The organism is Bradyrhizobium cenepequi (assembly GCF_020329485.1).
Classification (GTDB): domain Bacteria; phylum Pseudomonadota; class Alphaproteobacteria; order Rhizobiales; family Xanthobacteraceae; genus Bradyrhizobium; species Bradyrhizobium cenepequi.
On the sequence record NZ_JAGKJI010000032.1, the window covers coordinates 41,500 to 56,665 of the forward strand.

Here is a 15,166-nt window from a genome sequence, read left to right on the forward strand (position 1 = left end):
ACGACGCCCGGCGAGCCGGTTCGTTCCATCCCGCGCTCCGGTCTACCCTTCGTCCGGCTCGCGCACGACCGGCGGTTCGTCGGCACCTTCGTCCTCGCCGCGTTCCTCTTCGTCCTCGTCGTCGTCCTCATCGGGATCTCGAGGCGGCGTCATGTCGCCCATGACCACGAACGGACTGCAGTCGATCAGCCTGGCCGAAAATTCGTCGGGAAAGAGTGGGGTCATGTGTTGCTCCTCGGGTGCCCGCGGCGCCGCCGACCCATCGCTCGATGTCAACTTCCGCAGGGGTCGATCCGATCCATCGGAAGTGCGTTTGATTGCTCCGCGCAGCCCGCGCGCCTGAAAGCGACCCCGTGATCAATTCGGATCTTCCCATCCACACTCCCGAAGCCGCTTCAGGGGCGGGTAGTCCTCGATGGACCGGAGACCGCGAATTCGCCGATAGTACATGACGACGAGGACCCCGGGTACGCATCCCAGCGCAGCGCCGATTATCGTCGCTATCGTTCGGTCTCGCGGTCACCGACACTAGACCTCGACGGGACATGTACGTTACTGAAAGGATCTCTGTCGGAACGAGGACTCCCAAGTGCTGCTATTCAACTGGGTTCTTTCGGATTAACAATCGCGGCTAATTTTACGATGCGAAGTCTTAAGCAGCAGCGACTTGCGATCGATTTTGCCTAGCGCGTTTCTGGGAATCTCGTCCACGACCTCCAGCCATTCCGGGACCTTGTAGTCCGCAAGCCGTGCTTTTGTGTGGGCAAGAATGTCATGGAGGACCGATCTGTCCGAGTTGGCTCCTAACCTGAACCAAACCCACTACGCATCATCGGCACGGCGTTGATCGCAATGTGCTCTTCGTCGAGGCCGAGATGAGCAAACGATTCACCAATCGCCGATAGCGTTGCCGCGGTGTGGGCAACAAATTTCGGCTGCCCAGTAGTCCCTGATGTGGTCAGCAGCACCACAGGCATGTTGACATCCGGATAGAGCGAACGTCGGTTAGTGGCCCCAAAGCCGACCTCAATAAATCAGCGATTCTCCGCTTCGGTCGGGAAGCCGACATTGCGAACAGGACCTGAGCTTTCAACCCTGTGGCGGAACTGCACCAGCTTCGCACCAGAAACAAGCTGATCAAAACGCAACGAACGCGATCGAAAGCAAACAAAAATGCAGCAAATCGATATCCCGTCGCTCATAACGGTCTGGTTGCACGTTCGAGTCCTGCCGGGCCCACCAGCCTTCTCGCGAAGCGAGCTTCGTCTGGGCAGTACCGCAAGCGCGAAGCGAGCGAAGGCCGTCGCGCCGAAGCCCGCAGGGTGAAGGCGGATCGGGCCCGCGCCCAACCAAAATATCGAAAACAACCCCATGCAAAGTAGCGCGACCGTTGCCGCCACGAGATACCGAGGACATTGACACGTCGGGCAAATCAGCGGCAAAAAACATCATCAGCCCGCGATCGACTGTCTGCACCTGTTAACCTCGGCGACGGTAGACAATTGCTAGAACTTCGATCCGACACCAGGCCTTCCGCTGTTCAATCGTAGATTCGGCGGCTTTATCGCACGAATTGGCCAACCCACGCTCCAGACTCCCTCCATCGATGGCCCTCGTTCACTTCAGAAGTTGAGTTGTCTGATTTTGGCAATAGTCGCGCGCAATAAAGCCTTTCCCATTCGGTGGGAAAGGAGGTTCGCGATGTCCTCCAAGATCACTGGCGAAGTTATCGATGCTCTGCAGCACTGCCGGTTGAAGGCATATTTTCAACTGCATGGTGAGCAAGGAGGCGTGCTGGTCTCTGATTTCTATTCGGCATACGACGGCCTCCCTTGTTTGCATCAGCGATGCCTTATTCACCTCATGCGCGACATGAACCGAGCAATTCTCGACAATCCATTTGATCAAGAGCGCGGACGCGCCGGCGATCTCGGGCTGGCTTGGCGCCTCCTTTTTCTTGGGCACGCGACACAACTCTCTCATTCGGGCGATCGCGAGTAACGTCGTGAATTGCTTCCCTGCAATAAGTTCAACTTCAAGGCGACCCTTCGCGATTTCCTTTCTCAGACCGGATACCGTCATGCCTCCTGCGAGGAACGCTTCCCGCACAGCGACGTCGAGCCGAAGCGTCGAGTGGATACTTGCTCATGAGACACCGTTAAGCATTGCGTCGTCCATCCTATGCGGAAACGGCGTGAATACTATAGTCTGTAGCTCTTTAGTGTTCGAGCCAAGACTATGGAGGCGTGAAAAACCCGAACGCAGCCTTCGGAAAAATCATTGCTGGCCTGAGGCGAACTGCCCGGCTCTCGCAGGAGGAGCTGGCGGAGCGCGCGGGTGTCCACCGGACATATGTCAGTCAAATTGAACGAGGTTTGAAATCGCCTACGATCATGATGCTCTTCCGACTGGCAATCGCTCTCAATACGAGCTCCAGCAAGATTATGAAGCAACTCGAAGCCGACATCGGGGTAGGTTAATTAACGCGAGCTTCGACTTGGCCTCTTCCAAAAAGCGTAGTCGTGACTAAGCCGAAAGTTCAAACGGTAGTCTGAGCGGTGCCGTCGATTGCACGATCGGCCTGGCATCCGATCTATTCTGTTAATAAGTGCCTGCGCTGCTTGCGATCCTCCGTGCAGGTCGGCAAAACTCAACTACGGCTTGCGGATAGATTTTGCTGTTGTGCTTCGCGACAGTTGATATGAATGCACGCGGGAATGCGCGCTCCTTGCAGATCGCTATGATCGTGCGAACAATCTGGCGTACGAGTATCCGCAAGCCGATTCTGCCATGACAAAGCTATCTCAGCTTAGAGGCGCACGAACGTTACCTCAGTTGGCGCGCGTCTTGGGCGTCAAACCTGCCTCGCTCTCCTTTGTCCTCTATTGGCTTGCGGACGACCAGAAGTATGAAACATTCACTATTCCCAAAAAGGGAGGAGGACGCCGTCTGATCACCGCGCCTAAGCCGCGACTGAAGATGATACAGACGAAGCTCGCCGATCTTCTCCTGGACATTCACGTTGAGCTTGAGAGCGCTCGGTCGCGGGTTCAGTGCCAACTAGCGCACGGCTTCAAACCAGACTTCTCCATCGTCACGAACGCTACCGCCCACCGAAACAAGCGCTACGTTTTCAACGCCGACCTCAAAGACTTTTTCCCATCAATCAATTTCGGACGGGTCCTTGGCTTTTTCACGAAAGATCACAATTTTTCTCTCGAACCAAAGGTAGCGACAGTCATCGCTCAAATCGCTTGCCACAACAATCAGCTCCCACAAGGTAGTCCCTGCTCCCCGGTCATTTCGAATCTCATCGCACACGTTCTCGATATTCACCTCAGCAAAGTGGCTCGAGCCGGGAGATGCACCTACACTCGATACGTGGATGATCTCACGTTCTCGACGAACGAAAAGGAGTTTCCTGCCTCAGTGGCACGTTTGGTTTCGGGCAGATCGGACGCTTGGGTACCAGGAGATAGCCTGGTCAAACACGTTTATCGTTCTGGCTTTAAGCTAAACTACGACAAGACCCGCATGCAACGTCGCGGCTCTCGCCAAGATGCCACAGGACTGATCGTCAATAAGAAGGTCAATGTTCGAAACGAGTACTACAAAATCGCCCGCGCGAAATGCCATCATCTCTTTCTGAACGGATTCTCCTACTCCGACAAAGACAAGAAGGCGATCTCAGATAACGCTCTAGAAGGAACGATGAGCTTCATCTACCACATCCGTCGCCTCAAGACCGTTGACTGGCAACGAGAGCAACAAAGCTTCTACAAACTGTACCGTCAATTCTTGGACTACAGAGCGTTCCACGGACTTCTTCGTCCGCGCATCATTTGCGAGGGAAAGACTGACAATATTTATATACGGAGCGCGATCAAAGCTCTTGGCGCAAAGTTTCCTGAATTCATACACTCCGATCCCAGCAAGGGCCTTACAGTTGATTTCTTCAACTATACGGAGGCAGCCGTTATCTTTCAGGATTTATCTGGCGGTACGGGGGAGCTAAAGAAGCTGCTCACCAGCTACCGTCCAAGACTGTCCTCGTTCAAGCATGCGGCACCACAGCCGGTGATCATGATTGTAGATAACGACAAAGGATCAACTGGCCTCTTCCATCAACTGGCCCACATAATCGGCAAACCGGTTGGCGGTGTTGATCCGTTCTATCATGTGCTTGACAATCTCTACGTGGTCCCCGTTCCCAAGACAGGCACAGAGGCCGCAATCGAAGATTTGTTCGATTCCGCTCTCCTCAAGAAGACAATAAAGGGCAGAAGCTTCGACAGAACGGGCAAGGCGAAAGATTTCACCAAGTGGTATTCCAAAGTTGACTTTGCCACGCAGATTGTGAAGCCTGAACGCTCAACCATAGACTTCTCTGGATTCGAGCCTCTTTTGAAAGCTATTTTGGATGTGCGGAAGGATTTTTCGCTTCGTCCACCTGTGGCAACTGCCGTAGCTCGTGCTGCAGAATGAATTAGTTGAGCCCAATCGCGGGACAGCCAAAGTTCTATACGCTTCCTGAAAGCATCTCGATCATCCTAACCTCTGGTGGCATGTTGTGTCCGACGAATACGACGAAAGGAAAATGTTCTTCGAGAGAAGAACCGACAAGACCATCATCAGCAAGCGATTTCCGGGAGGGCCGTCTGGGGAGATGTTGAGGATTGCATCGCACATAGTCCAAGGACAGCCGGGCCTGAAGTTCGCGACCGTCAAGAACGAGTTGGTCCTGCGGCAAACGCCATCCGGACGGTATGAGATAAAGGCAACCTTTGTCGAAGACGACCGCTCAGTGCGAACGCTTACAATTCAACGCTTCAGCAGCAAGACCGGGCCACTCGACAAGCAGCATTTTTCTTTCGTGGGGTCAGAGATCGACACCCTTTTGAGCTTCGTAGCGGGCGTTAAAGCTGTGCCCTTCGACGGATCGGCGAAGGTTCATCTGCCGGATAGCGTGCTGCGAGACATCATCCTCGACCAAAGCCAAGCGCGTCGGCTCTTCGCCAAGAACTCCGAACTTTTCTTGGAGCTTGCTCAGCATGAAGACCTCACGCGCGACTTGGTCGCGGTCGGGTATCGCCGAAAGCAACTGCAACATTTCGAAAAGCTACTAGGCGATCAAGAGTTCTTCGCTGCCGAACAAAGTAGGTTGAGCTGCAAGCCTGAGGACGTCTGGCAGAAATTCTTCGAAGCCAACACCTGGATATTTGGATATGGCTTATCCTATCAATTCTTGTCCAAGCTGGACGAGGGCAAGCTCGAGCGGATCGTAAGGGGACGAGATCTGACCGGGGCTGGAAAGCGGTCCGACGCATTGATGAAAACTCGGGGGATAGTGAGTTCTCTATGTTTTGTGGAAATCAAGCGGCACGATACGCCTCTGCTTAGTTCGGCATCGTATAGGCCGAGCGCTTGGTCTCCTTCCTCCGAATTGGCAGGGGGAGTAGCTCAGATCCAGACTACGGTTCATTCCGCCGTGGAGGCTATCGGTCACAAGCTGATGCCTGACAACGAACTGGGCGACCCTACAGGAGAGATACTTCTTAACATTGAACCACGCTCTTGCCTCGTCGTCGGCACGCTCGCGGAGTTCAACACGCCAAATGGCATCAATGTGCCCAAATTCCGGTCGTTTGAACTCTATCGACGACACACTTGGCGCCCAGAAATTCTGACTTTCGATGAGCTACTGCAGCGGGCGCGTTTCATTGTTGAGCATGGAGGCGATAGCGCGGCAGAGTGACAAAAATCGACGTTGATGGATGTGCACGAATGCAAACGAACAGCGATGATTTGCATTTTGATGCCGAGTTTCGCTCGACTAGCCGTTGTACAAAACCCCTATAAATTGTAGAATTTTCAGATTTTCCACCAACCTGCGAGCACGTTCGCTCATAACGGTCTGGTTGCAGGTTCGAGTCCTGCCGAGCCCACCAGTGATTACAGTGCGTGTGCGGACCACAAAAGAACGACTCGATTTCCGGTTTAAGAACGACTCGATTTCACATCTTGCTGAAGTGACGCAGGAAAGGTCTGGCCGGCGCGGATTTGCAATGTTGCCTTCGGCATACGACGGCTTGCGGCGATGCGAGACACAGGCTCGTTTTCGAATTTCGAGCCGAGGTCATGCCTTGCGTGTTGCTGCTGCGCGCACCTCACGGTTTCTTGATGAGTACCGCTTCACATCCAGCAGCAAGTGTCGCCGTCCCCAAATCCACATTGGAGGGATGCTGGAGCGTCGGCCAGCACGATTGCTTGCTGCACGGCCTAGCACTAGATGAGAATCCGTGATGCGCACAGAACTATTGGAATCTAACGTGAGATTGAAGCGTGCATACGAAACTCCCGCGCGCGAAGATGGCAAGCGCATTCTTGTCGATAGATTGTGGCCCCGCGGAATCAAAAAGGACGCCGCCGCGATTGACTGTTGGATGAAGGAGCTGGCGCCAAGCTCAGATCTTCGAAAGTGGTTCGGCCATGAACCCGAACGGTGGTCGGAATTCAAGCGCCGATACAAGCGCGAACTACGACAACACGCCAGCACGCTCGACGAGCTGCGGATGCTCGCGGAGCGTGGCCCAATCACCCTAATCTTCGCAGCGCGAGACAAAGCGCACAACGAAGCCGTCGTGCTTCGCGATGTCCTTGTCAGCCCCTGAGTTTTCGACCCTCGGGATCACGATTTGGACAACGGAATTAGGATGATCTCGCGGGGTTGACCAGGAAGGGACCGTCTCTTCGAAAAGGTGCTTTGCGCAAATCGAGGCCCGGATACCTTCTTAGCGCATGGCGAGGTGTTCGCCTGACCGCGCATGGGGGTGCATGGCCGCAATTCGGTGGCGGGAAACTCGCTTCGTCAAAAAAGCTCTGCGTGATGCGACTGACCCGCACCGAGCATCATCCCGAGATCCGCCGCCGGCTATCTCAGGAGCTTCCCGGCTGCGCAGACTCGACTGCGGCAAGACCACGTTCCAAATCTGCGATCAGATCGGCTTGCGCCTCAAGGCCGATCGAGAGCCGGATCAGGCTGTCGCTGATGCCGGCTGCACGCCGGGCTTCCGCGCCCATGCCGGCATGGGTCATCGTCGCCGGATGCGCAACCAGACTCTCGACGCCGCCGAGCGACTCGGCAAGCGTAAAGACCTCGACGGCCTCGACGAAGCGTCGCACGGCGTCGATGCCGTCCCTCAGTTCGAAGCTCAACATGGCGCCAAAGCCGCATTGCTGGGCCGACGCGATGGCATGCCCCGGATCGGAGGCGAGCCCAGGATAGTGGACGGCAGCAACAAGCGGATGTCGGGCCAAGAACTCCGCTGCCGCCATGGCGTTAGCTTGTTGGTACTCGATACGCGGAAAGAGCGTTCGTAAGCCGCGCAGCGTCAAGTGCGCATCGAACGGCGATCCGGTCGTGCCGGCGATGTTGGCCCAGGCGGACAGTGCCTCCACGTCGGAAGCGGCGGCGGCGATAACAGCGCCACCGACCACATCGGAATGTCCGTTGAGATACTTGGTCGTCGAATGGATGACGAAATCTGCACCAAGCGCGATGGGTTGCTGCAGCGCGGAAGAAAGGAACGTGTTGTCGACCGCGACTTTAGTGCCTGTTTCCTTGGCGCGTTCAGCGATCGCGCGAATATCGACCACCCGCATCAGCGGATTGCTCGGAGTTTCGATCAGCACGAGCTTGGGTTTACGGCGCAGCGCGGTCGTAAGCGCCACCTCGTTACCCTGGTCGACAAACGCGAGATCGAACTGCTTGCGATCGTGCCGCGCCGCGAGCAGCCGGTAGGTTCCGCCGTAGCAATCGTGCGGCGCAACCACAAGATCGCCCGGCCGCAAGAGCGACAGTACGAGATCGGCCGCAGCCATCCCGGAGGATGTCACGACCGCGCCCGCGCCGCCCTCGAGCTTGGCAAGCGTTCCAGCCAACAGATCGCGGCTCGGGTTGGAGGTTCGCGTGTATTCGTGGCCCAGGTTTCGCTCGAATCCCTCAAATGCAAAGGTGCTCGTCAGATAGAGCGGCGGCGCCACGGCCCTAAACGCTCGGTCCGCGGCGACGCCATTCGATGCCGCCACGGTGCGCGGATCTCTTGTCTTTCTCACCGTCGTTAACCCTTCTCCTGATGGCGAAACAATGGTCTGAGCTATTGAGATGGTGGAAGCCGCCTTCAGGCTCTTAGGGCGCATGCGCGGCAGCGCGCTCTCGCTCGACGCGCTCGGTAACGTCTCGCGCCACGGCGACCGAGCCAAGCACTTCACCGTCGCCTTTGACGATTGCGAAAGTCATCTCGACATATAGCTTGCGGCCGCTCTTGTGCAACGCGCGAGTCAGCGTCGGACGACCTTGAAGCTTCATCGCGCCGTTTGTCATCGCCGCGTTAAAGCCCCGCCAATGGGAAGCCCGCAGATGTTCGGGAATGATCAGATCGAGACCTTGCCCGGACGCTTCTTCCGCGGAATAGCCAAAAAGAGCGGCAGCGGCGCGGTTCCACCGAACGATCTCACCTGAGCGATTCGCATAGATGACCGCGTCTGCGGCCTGGTCGAGGATTCGTTCCGTCAATTGGGATTGTTCGTTCATGAACACGACTACCACTTCCGACCTCCGAGCACTTTGTCTGCGGTCGATCCTGGCATTTCGATCGATCATCGGTGCCGATTGCAGTTTCTAGAATGTCTGTTTCGTCTCCGGCCGGTGCTTGTTCGCCGGCACAAAGCCCGACCGCTTTGCTTCGCGTGGCTGGCGCACCCAGACCTCGCGATTCGGATGCAGGCCGCCGCCGCGGATGGCAGGAACGGCGGTGAGCCGCGCGCGGTGCAACAGGCGGGTATCCGCGTCGCCGCAATTCGGGTGGATGCCGCCGTTATCGGCCACCACCTTGTCCCATGCGGCTTTGCGCTGCCTGAGAACCGCCGGATCCGACAGTTCCGTGCAGTTGAGCTCGTTCTTGTTCAAGTCTGCAACGATCTCGTCACCGTCCAGAACGAGGGCGATCGGTCCGCCAAGGGCCGCTTCAGGGCCGACATGGCCGATGACAAGGCCGACCGATCCGCCGGAGAACCGCGCGTCAGTCATCAGCGCCACCACGATCCCCCGCTCGCGGCACAGCGTGGTGATGCGCGAGGTCGGGTCAAGCATCTCGGGCATGCCCGGAGCGCCGCTCGGCCCCTCGTAGCGCACGATGATCATGTCGTTGTTCTGGAATCGCTCGGGCGTCTTGTCGAGCGCGTCAAGCAGGCCCTGCTCGCCTTCGAACACGCGCGCCTTGCCGCGGAACAGATTGTCTTCGAGCCCGCCTTCGACACCAGCAAGCTTCAGGATCGCCGAGAATTCCGGCGACAAATTGCCACCGAGAACCCGCAAGCCTCCCGTCGGCTTATAAGGCTTGGCGACGGGATAGATCACCGTGCCATCGACGGCCTTAGTGCCAAGGCGCTTGACCTGCTGCGCCAGCGTTTCGCCCGTGCAGGTCATCACGTCGCCGTTGAGAAGCCCGGCCTCCAGCAGTTCGCGCACGATCACCTGCACGCCGCCAACCTGATCGATGTCGACCATCGAATACTTGCCATACGGGCGGGCATCGGTGAGGACCGGAACGACATACTGCGACAGATGATTGAACTCGGCCGGCGTCATCACCTCTTTCCAGAAGTCCGCAAAGCCTGCGGCGCGCGCGATCTCCGGCGCATGCAGCGTGACGTTGGTCGAACCGCCGACCGCCATTGCGACGATGACGGCGTTTCGGATGGAATCGCGAACCACGATGTCGCGGGGCTTCAGGTCCTTCGCGATCATTTGCGCGAGGTAGTCGACCAGCTGGTCCGGGAATTCCTTGAGGCGGCGGGGATCGTCGGACGGCGGCGCCACCATGTGCAGCGGTTGCATGCCGACGACACCAATGAATGTCTGCATGGTATTGTAGGTGAACATGCCGCCGCAGCTGCCGTATCCGGGGCAGGCATGACAGGCGATGTGATCGCGGTACGCGGCGTCCGGGTTGCCGGCGACCTGATAGGCGCTGACGATGTCGAGCTTCTCGCCGGTGTTCGGGTCGGTACCGGGATGGATCGGCCCATCCGACACGATGATGGCGGGTTGATTGTGCTCGAGCAGCGCGGCCAGCGTACCAACCGGCGGCTTGTCACAGGCTACGACGGCGATGGTGCCGGCTAGACCAGTCGCGCTCAAATGCTCGCAGAGCGCATCGTGAGTGACTTCACGCCCGATCAGCGAATAGCGCATTTCGCGAGTGCCGTTGCGGATGCCATCCGACGTCGCGATCGTGTATTCTGGCTGGACCAGGCGCAGCTTCAACTGGCCCGCGCCCTTTCCAATGCGGCTCTTGAGACTGCGGTGGATGGCATCGACCTTCGCCATCACACCCATGTAGCACTGGCTGTCGCCTTTGGTGCCGACCACGCCAACCGACGGCTCGTGGATCAGATCCGGATCGGTGCCAAGCTCTCGCGCGATTCCGATGGTCTGGGTGGAGCGGCCTGGATGCCGGTCGATGATAACGGCTTTTGATTCTGTCACGGCGAGATTCCTTCCAAGCGAACGGCTGGTTTTGATCGACAAAGTGCAGGGCGCACCCCGTGCGAGAGGATGCGACCAAATTCCCTCTGGCAACATGGCGGGCCGAATACGGGATTGATCGCGGTCGGCTCGTTCAGGGCATAAGCCACGAAGATCGCTGACACAATCGGATTGTCAAACCATCCTGCCTTTGGGCAGCGGCTGGCTGGGGCGCGGGGAAATCGAGCCTCCGAACGGCGGAATTAGGGTTGACTTGAATGGTTGGTGATGTCAGGCGCGTTGGAAAAGGCGTACAGGCTCTTGGAAGTGCGACCTTCCGTCCCGGCCGTTCGGCCAAAGGGATCCTCATAGGGGCCAGGCGTCATCCTTTACGTCTTGGTTGGGTTGGGTAGGCTCGGGTTCGTAGGGCCTTCCCCGCCTGGTGCCTGTCACGGACCGCGAACGATGGTGTCCAAATCGAATTTCCCATCACCCGGGATGATCTCGCCGAGATGGCGGGCCTCACCTATTTCACGATCAGCCGCACGCTGAGCCTCTGGATCGCTGCGATCGTGGTCTGAGATACGTTTGGGCCGCGTTCGCGCAGGAGCGCGGCTCGCCCACCATCGGCCTTCAGCGGCCGCTTGATCATGCACCCACCGGTGTCCGGTCCGCCAGCGCGGGAGGCTGCGCCGTCGGGCCGGCACGCACCACACCGCCTCGCTCCAGAACGACGATCTGTTGACAGGCCTGGATATGCGCAGCGATGTGAGGAGCCCAAATGACCGTCGTCTTGCCGCGAATGGAATCGAGATAACGCAGGATGCGAGCGTCCCACTCCGGGGTGCCGGCGATGCCATCGCCGTCGAGCAGCAGAACTGCCGGCTGGTTCAGCGTCGCCGCGACAAAGGCCATCAGGTGGCGAAACTGCAGTTCGGCCACGTCGTCGGAGAAAGGGTTGATCTCCCGGTCCAAGACCTTGTCGGCGCTGCGACCGAACAGCGTAAGTTCTCGCCAGTCGGTGCCGATCACCCGATCGAACGCGGCAAAGGCCTCCTGATCGGTCAGTGTCGGCACGCGCAGGCGAAAATAGTCGCGGACGGTCAGGGGTAGCGCCGGGACAAATTGCGGCACGTAACCTATCCAGGCGCGATACTCCGTGGTGTCGAACTGCCGGATGTCTCGTCCACCTATCAGGACGCGGCCGGAGTGAGGACGTCGGAGACCGGCCAGGCACTCCAGCAGCACCGTCTTCCCGCCAGCGCTGGGGCCGACAATGGCGGTGCGCTCTCCGGCCGGTACGTTGAAGGATACGCCGTTCAGCGCGGCATCGTAGTCGGCGTCAGGTCGATAGTAGATGCGGTCGGCGGTGAGCATGACATTAGCGAGTCCCACCGGACTGGTGAATTCGGAGCCCGAGCTTTCCGCCGCTGTCGCCATCAGGCGGTCGATTTGCTGGACGGAGCTCTGCACCTGGCGCAGACGGACCACGGAGCTGAATGCCTGCTGCGCGGGGGTCGTGATCCGCCAGATCAGCATCATGGTCGCCACCAATCCGCCGGCATGCATCCCGCCGCCGAGGACCAGGACAATGCCGACGCACAACGTCGCCAGCACCGTCAGCGAGCTCAGCATCTGTCCGATCGCCTGAGCGCGGGCGACAGCGATCGCGTAGTCACGGTTGCGTATCGCCGATTCACGCGCGAATTGGGCAAACCGGCTGAGCCACTGGCTGTCCGCGCCAGCCTGATGGAAAGCGTTCATGCCGTGAAAGGCGGACACCGCATGCTCCTCGAGACGGCCCGAAGCAACGCCTGCGGCAGTCGATTTGCTCGCCACATAGTCGGACATCGGCAAGGCGAGTGTGGCGTAAGCGAAAAGAGCAACGATCGGTACAAAGACCAGCCAACCGCCCATTAGCCCGATCGCCAACAGAAAGATCACGAGGAACGGGTAATCGATCAGATTGAGGCCGCCGGCGCCGCTCAGGAAAGAGCGCGCGTTCTCGAAGCCACGCATGCGAACCATGTTGTTCTGGACGCCGAGCCGCGTCGTCATCTCGAGCGGAAGCGCCAGCATCTTGCGCATGGTCGCGGCACCGATGCGCGTGCCCGCCCATGCTCCCATCCATGAACTCACGATCTGACGGCCGATGCTGAGCGCCCAGCCGCCTACCACTGCGACGATCGCCACCAGCATCACGCCCCAAATCGAAGACGTCGCGCCCGAGGGGATCACGACGCTGTAGACCAGCATGGTGTACAGCGACACGGATAGTGCCAGCAGGTTGATGACGAAACTCATCGCGAAGAGCTTGAAAAGCTCATCGCGTATCTGTTCGAAGAGACCACGAAACCAGTTTGGCCGGGCTTCATTGACCGGGTGGAAGTCGATGTCGCTCTCGACTGCGAGGATCGTGTCACCTTTGCCAAGCGCAAGGCGGCAGTAGCTGTCCCTGGCGAGCCAGAGATCCTCGCCGTCGGGCCGGCCGAGATAGACTCCCACATCTCTTGCGCGCGTCTGGACGAGGCTGCCGGCGCGAAGCCTGTTCGTGTCTGATGTCGTACCCGTCGCCTGCAAGCGATGGGTGCGAAATCCCATGGTGGGAAGGATCTGCTCGAGATGATCCAGTGTCAGCGGCACCTCTGCAGCAGGCAGCAGGGCGGCAAGGCTCCGCGCCGTACCGAGCCAGCCGAGCGCCACGAGCATCGTGGGCAGGGCATCGGCAACAGGTGATGCAGCGCGTCGATCGGCTCCGACCGCTGCTTCCAAACGCTCCAGCCACACCGTCTCGGTCCACGTCGGCGGCCTCTTCGGCGCCACGGCCGTTGTACTTGGTACGCTCGGCGCACCCGGCAAGGTGGAGGGAACTGACGGGTTCGTCATGTCGGTGCCCTTCTGCGATCGACGCGTATTTTCATATCAGCGAGTTCCGTAAGGGTGGGTCTGCTCGATACGAGGAACACCGTCGTATGGCCCTTCAGTCCCTTCAAAAGTTCACGGAGTCTCGCCACGCCGTCCAGATCAAGCGACCCGTCGGCGTTGTCGAGACACAGGACGAGGGGCTGTCGCACCAGCGCCCGGATCAGGCCGATGCGCGCAGCGATGCCGGGACTTATGATCTCCGCCTCGCCGGGGCCCACCGGTGTCATGAAGCCCTGGCGCAAGCTATCGACGAACGTACTCAGGCCGAGCAGCTCCGAAAGCTGGATGGCCGCCGCTTCGTAGTTCGGGCTGAACAGGGTAAGATTTTCAAGAAGAGTGCCGCGGATCAGCTCGCCGCGCGAACTTGCCTCCGTCACGCCTTGCCGAAAACTCTGCGGGTCATAGGCGCTGTTCGGCACTCCGTCAAAGGTGATGGAAAGATCGAGCGAATCCTCCAGCCGCACCACCGTTCTGAGCGTCATCGTGGCGACCGGAGCATTCGGCGCATCGATATGAACGAAGGTGCCCTGCGGGATGGAGACAGAACCGCCCAGCCCGCGCAAGGCCGGGCCCGACAAGACGATGGTGCCACCGGTAAAGGGGCGCCTCTCGCCAGCGATGGTCCATACCGGAGCCCGCGGCAGCGACAACACTTTGCGTATTCGCCCTTCGGCCTCGACCCGCTGATTGCGACGGCTAAGATAGCCGAAGGCGCCCATCGCCGGCCCCACCGAACGCCCCGCGAGGAGCGTGCATGCAGCGAGGCCGCCTGTCGTCAATTCTCCTCGGACCACCATGAAGGCGCCGGCGGTCACGATACCAATCGTCGAGAGCTGCGCCATCAGCCTGCCATTCTCGCTGATCAGCGCCATCCGGTTCTCCAGTTGCGCCGCCGTATCCAACGCGCGCCCGACAGCATCGCGATAGCGTTGCGTCAACAGGGTCTCCGCGGCCATGGCCTTTACCTCGAGCAGGCCCAGGAAGATTCCCCAGCCAAGCTTCTGGCGTTGCACCTGCGCTTCCTGTGTCTCGCGCTGGATGATCGCTGCCGACCGAATGACTACGAGCGCCGCAAGCAGCGCGAGCGCTGTAAAGGCAAGGGGAATTAGCGCAAGCCACGAGCCCAGATACGCAATCAAGGCGATGTAGATCACGGCGAAGGGCAATTCGTGCAAACCCACGGCTGTATTGCCGGACCAGAAGTCGCGAACGTCGCCGGAGGCGCGTAGGGCATCTGACAGGTCTGGGATACTGAGTTGATGGAGGGCCTTGCTGTCGGCATGCATCACATGATCGACCACGCGGACCGTCATCTCCGACTCGAATGCCGATCCCACATAGGCGAACAACACCGAACGGGCATATCGCAGCATGGCCTCCAGCAGGATGGCCACGGTCACACCGACGGCGAGCACGAAGGTCGTACCGTAGGCCTGGTTCGGCAGCATGCGGTCGTAGGTCTGAAGCAGTGCAAGCGGAAGGGCAAGGGCCAGCGTGTGGCTTGCGAGGGACGCGGCCACACTGAGCGAGACCGCTCCTGGAGGCTTGGCTACGTCGAGAGTTGCCATGGCTCACCATCGTTCCGCACGCGCGATCGGACCACTATTCTACCCCTGGTCGCGCCTCTTACCAAGGCCGGTCAATGCACTGTGAAGGCCCGCCCGCGCAGCATACCTACTCTACCCTTCGTTGTTTGGCGCCGGCTTCTCTCCT

General features: G+C 59.1%; 15 protein-coding genes. 5 read left to right on the plus strand and 10 right to left on the minus strand.

What is annotated here, in order from left to right; translation table 11 throughout:
* Positions 1–42 precede the first annotated feature (42 nt).
* From J6497_RS27605 to J6497_RS42535, 4 genes are all read right to left on the minus strand, one after another.
* Complete coding sequence (locus tag J6497_RS27605) at positions 43–225, minus strand: hypothetical protein (RefSeq protein ID WP_225707417.1); 183 nt, start codon at positions 223–225, stop codon at positions 43–45.
* A gap of 578 nt (positions 226–803) precedes the next feature.
* The gene (locus J6497_RS27610) at positions 804–977 is read right to left on the minus strand and encodes a hypothetical protein (protein ID WP_225707418.1); all 174 of its coding nucleotides are present in this window, start codon (positions 975–977) and stop codon (positions 804–806) included.
* Between the two features lie 160 nt (positions 978–1,137).
* On the minus strand, positions 1,138–1,476 hold the full coding sequence (locus tag J6497_RS27615) for a hypothetical protein (RefSeq protein ID WP_225707419.1): 339 nt from the start codon (positions 1,474–1,476) through the stop codon (positions 1,138–1,140).
* Positions 1,477–1,617: 141 nt separating this feature from the next.
* Positions 1,618–2,082: a hypothetical protein gene (locus tag J6497_RS42535; protein WP_249793764.1), complete on the minus strand. Its 465-nt coding sequence runs from the start codon at positions 2,080–2,082 to the stop codon at positions 1,618–1,620.
* Between the two features lie 164 nt (positions 2,083–2,246).
* On the opposite strand from J6497_RS42535, the gene J6497_RS27625 reads away from it, so the two are divergent.
* The 4 genes from J6497_RS27625 to J6497_RS27640 all read left to right on the plus strand — a co-directional run bounded on the left by J6497_RS27625 (position 2,247) and on the right by J6497_RS27640 (position 6,671).
* The gene (locus J6497_RS27625; RefSeq protein WP_225707421.1) at positions 2,247–2,480 is read left to right on the plus strand and encodes a helix-turn-helix domain-containing protein; all 234 of its coding nucleotides are present in this window, start codon (positions 2,247–2,249) and stop codon (positions 2,478–2,480) included.
* A gap of 310 nt (positions 2,481–2,790) precedes the next feature.
* On the plus strand, positions 2,791–4,485 hold the full coding sequence (locus J6497_RS27630; protein ID WP_225707422.1) for a retron Ec67 family RNA-directed DNA polymerase/endonuclease: 1,695 nt from the start codon (positions 2,791–2,793) through the stop codon (positions 4,483–4,485).
* A gap of 85 nt (positions 4,486–4,570) precedes the next feature.
* Entirely contained in the window at positions 4,571–5,755 is a 1,185-nt protein-coding gene (locus J6497_RS27635) for a Shedu immune nuclease family protein (protein WP_225707423.1), read from the plus strand.
* Between the two features lie 547 nt (positions 5,756–6,302).
* Positions 6,303–6,671, plus strand: a complete 369-nt coding sequence (locus J6497_RS27640; protein ID WP_225707424.1) for a DUF488 domain-containing protein — start codon at positions 6,303–6,305, stop codon at positions 6,669–6,671.
* Between the two features lie 265 nt (positions 6,672–6,936).
* On the opposite strand, the gene metB is transcribed toward J6497_RS27640, so the two are convergent.
* From metB to J6497_RS27655, 3 genes are all read right to left on the minus strand, one after another.
* Entirely contained in the window at positions 6,937–8,115 is a 1,179-nt protein-coding gene (metB, locus tag J6497_RS27645) for a cystathionine gamma-synthase (RefSeq protein WP_225707425.1), read from the minus strand.
* 73 nt (positions 8,116–8,188) lie between these two features.
* On the minus strand, positions 8,189–8,593 hold the full coding sequence (locus J6497_RS27650) for a PAS domain S-box protein (protein WP_225707426.1): 405 nt from the start codon (positions 8,591–8,593) through the stop codon (positions 8,189–8,191).
* An 87-nt stretch (positions 8,594–8,680) separates the two neighbouring features.
* Positions 8,681–10,549: a dihydroxy-acid dehydratase domain-containing protein gene (locus J6497_RS27655; RefSeq protein ID WP_225707427.1), complete on the minus strand. Its 1,869-nt coding sequence runs from the start codon at positions 10,547–10,549 to the stop codon at positions 8,681–8,683.
* A gap of 425 nt (positions 10,550–10,974) precedes the next feature.
* Between J6497_RS27655 and J6497_RS27660 the strand changes: the two genes are divergently transcribed.
* Positions 10,975–11,109: a helix-turn-helix domain-containing protein gene (locus J6497_RS27660; protein ID WP_312010371.1), complete on the plus strand. Its 135-nt coding sequence runs from the start codon at positions 10,975–10,977 to the stop codon at positions 11,107–11,109.
* Here J6497_RS27660 and J6497_RS41295 read toward each other — a convergent pair.
* From J6497_RS41295 to J6497_RS27670, 3 genes are read right to left on the minus strand one after another with little or no spacing between them, the layout of a single operon-like run.
* Positions 11,055–11,180, minus strand: coding sequence for a hypothetical protein (locus tag J6497_RS41295; RefSeq protein WP_283845148.1), 126 nt, complete (start codon positions 11,178–11,180; stop codon positions 11,055–11,057). The genes J6497_RS27660 and J6497_RS41295 overlap by 55 nt on opposite strands.
* On the minus strand, positions 11,177–13,414 hold the full coding sequence (locus J6497_RS27665; RefSeq protein WP_225707428.1) for an ATP-binding cassette domain-containing protein: 2,238 nt from the start codon (positions 13,412–13,414) through the stop codon (positions 11,177–11,179). The genes J6497_RS41295 and J6497_RS27665 overlap by 4 nt, the downstream gene beginning before the upstream one ends.
* Positions 13,411–15,021, minus strand: coding sequence for an ABC transporter transmembrane domain-containing protein (locus J6497_RS27670; RefSeq protein WP_225707429.1), 1,611 nt, complete (start codon positions 15,019–15,021; stop codon positions 13,411–13,413). The genes J6497_RS27665 and J6497_RS27670 overlap by 4 nt, the downstream gene beginning before the upstream one ends.
* Positions 15,022–15,166 lie beyond the last annotated feature (145 nt).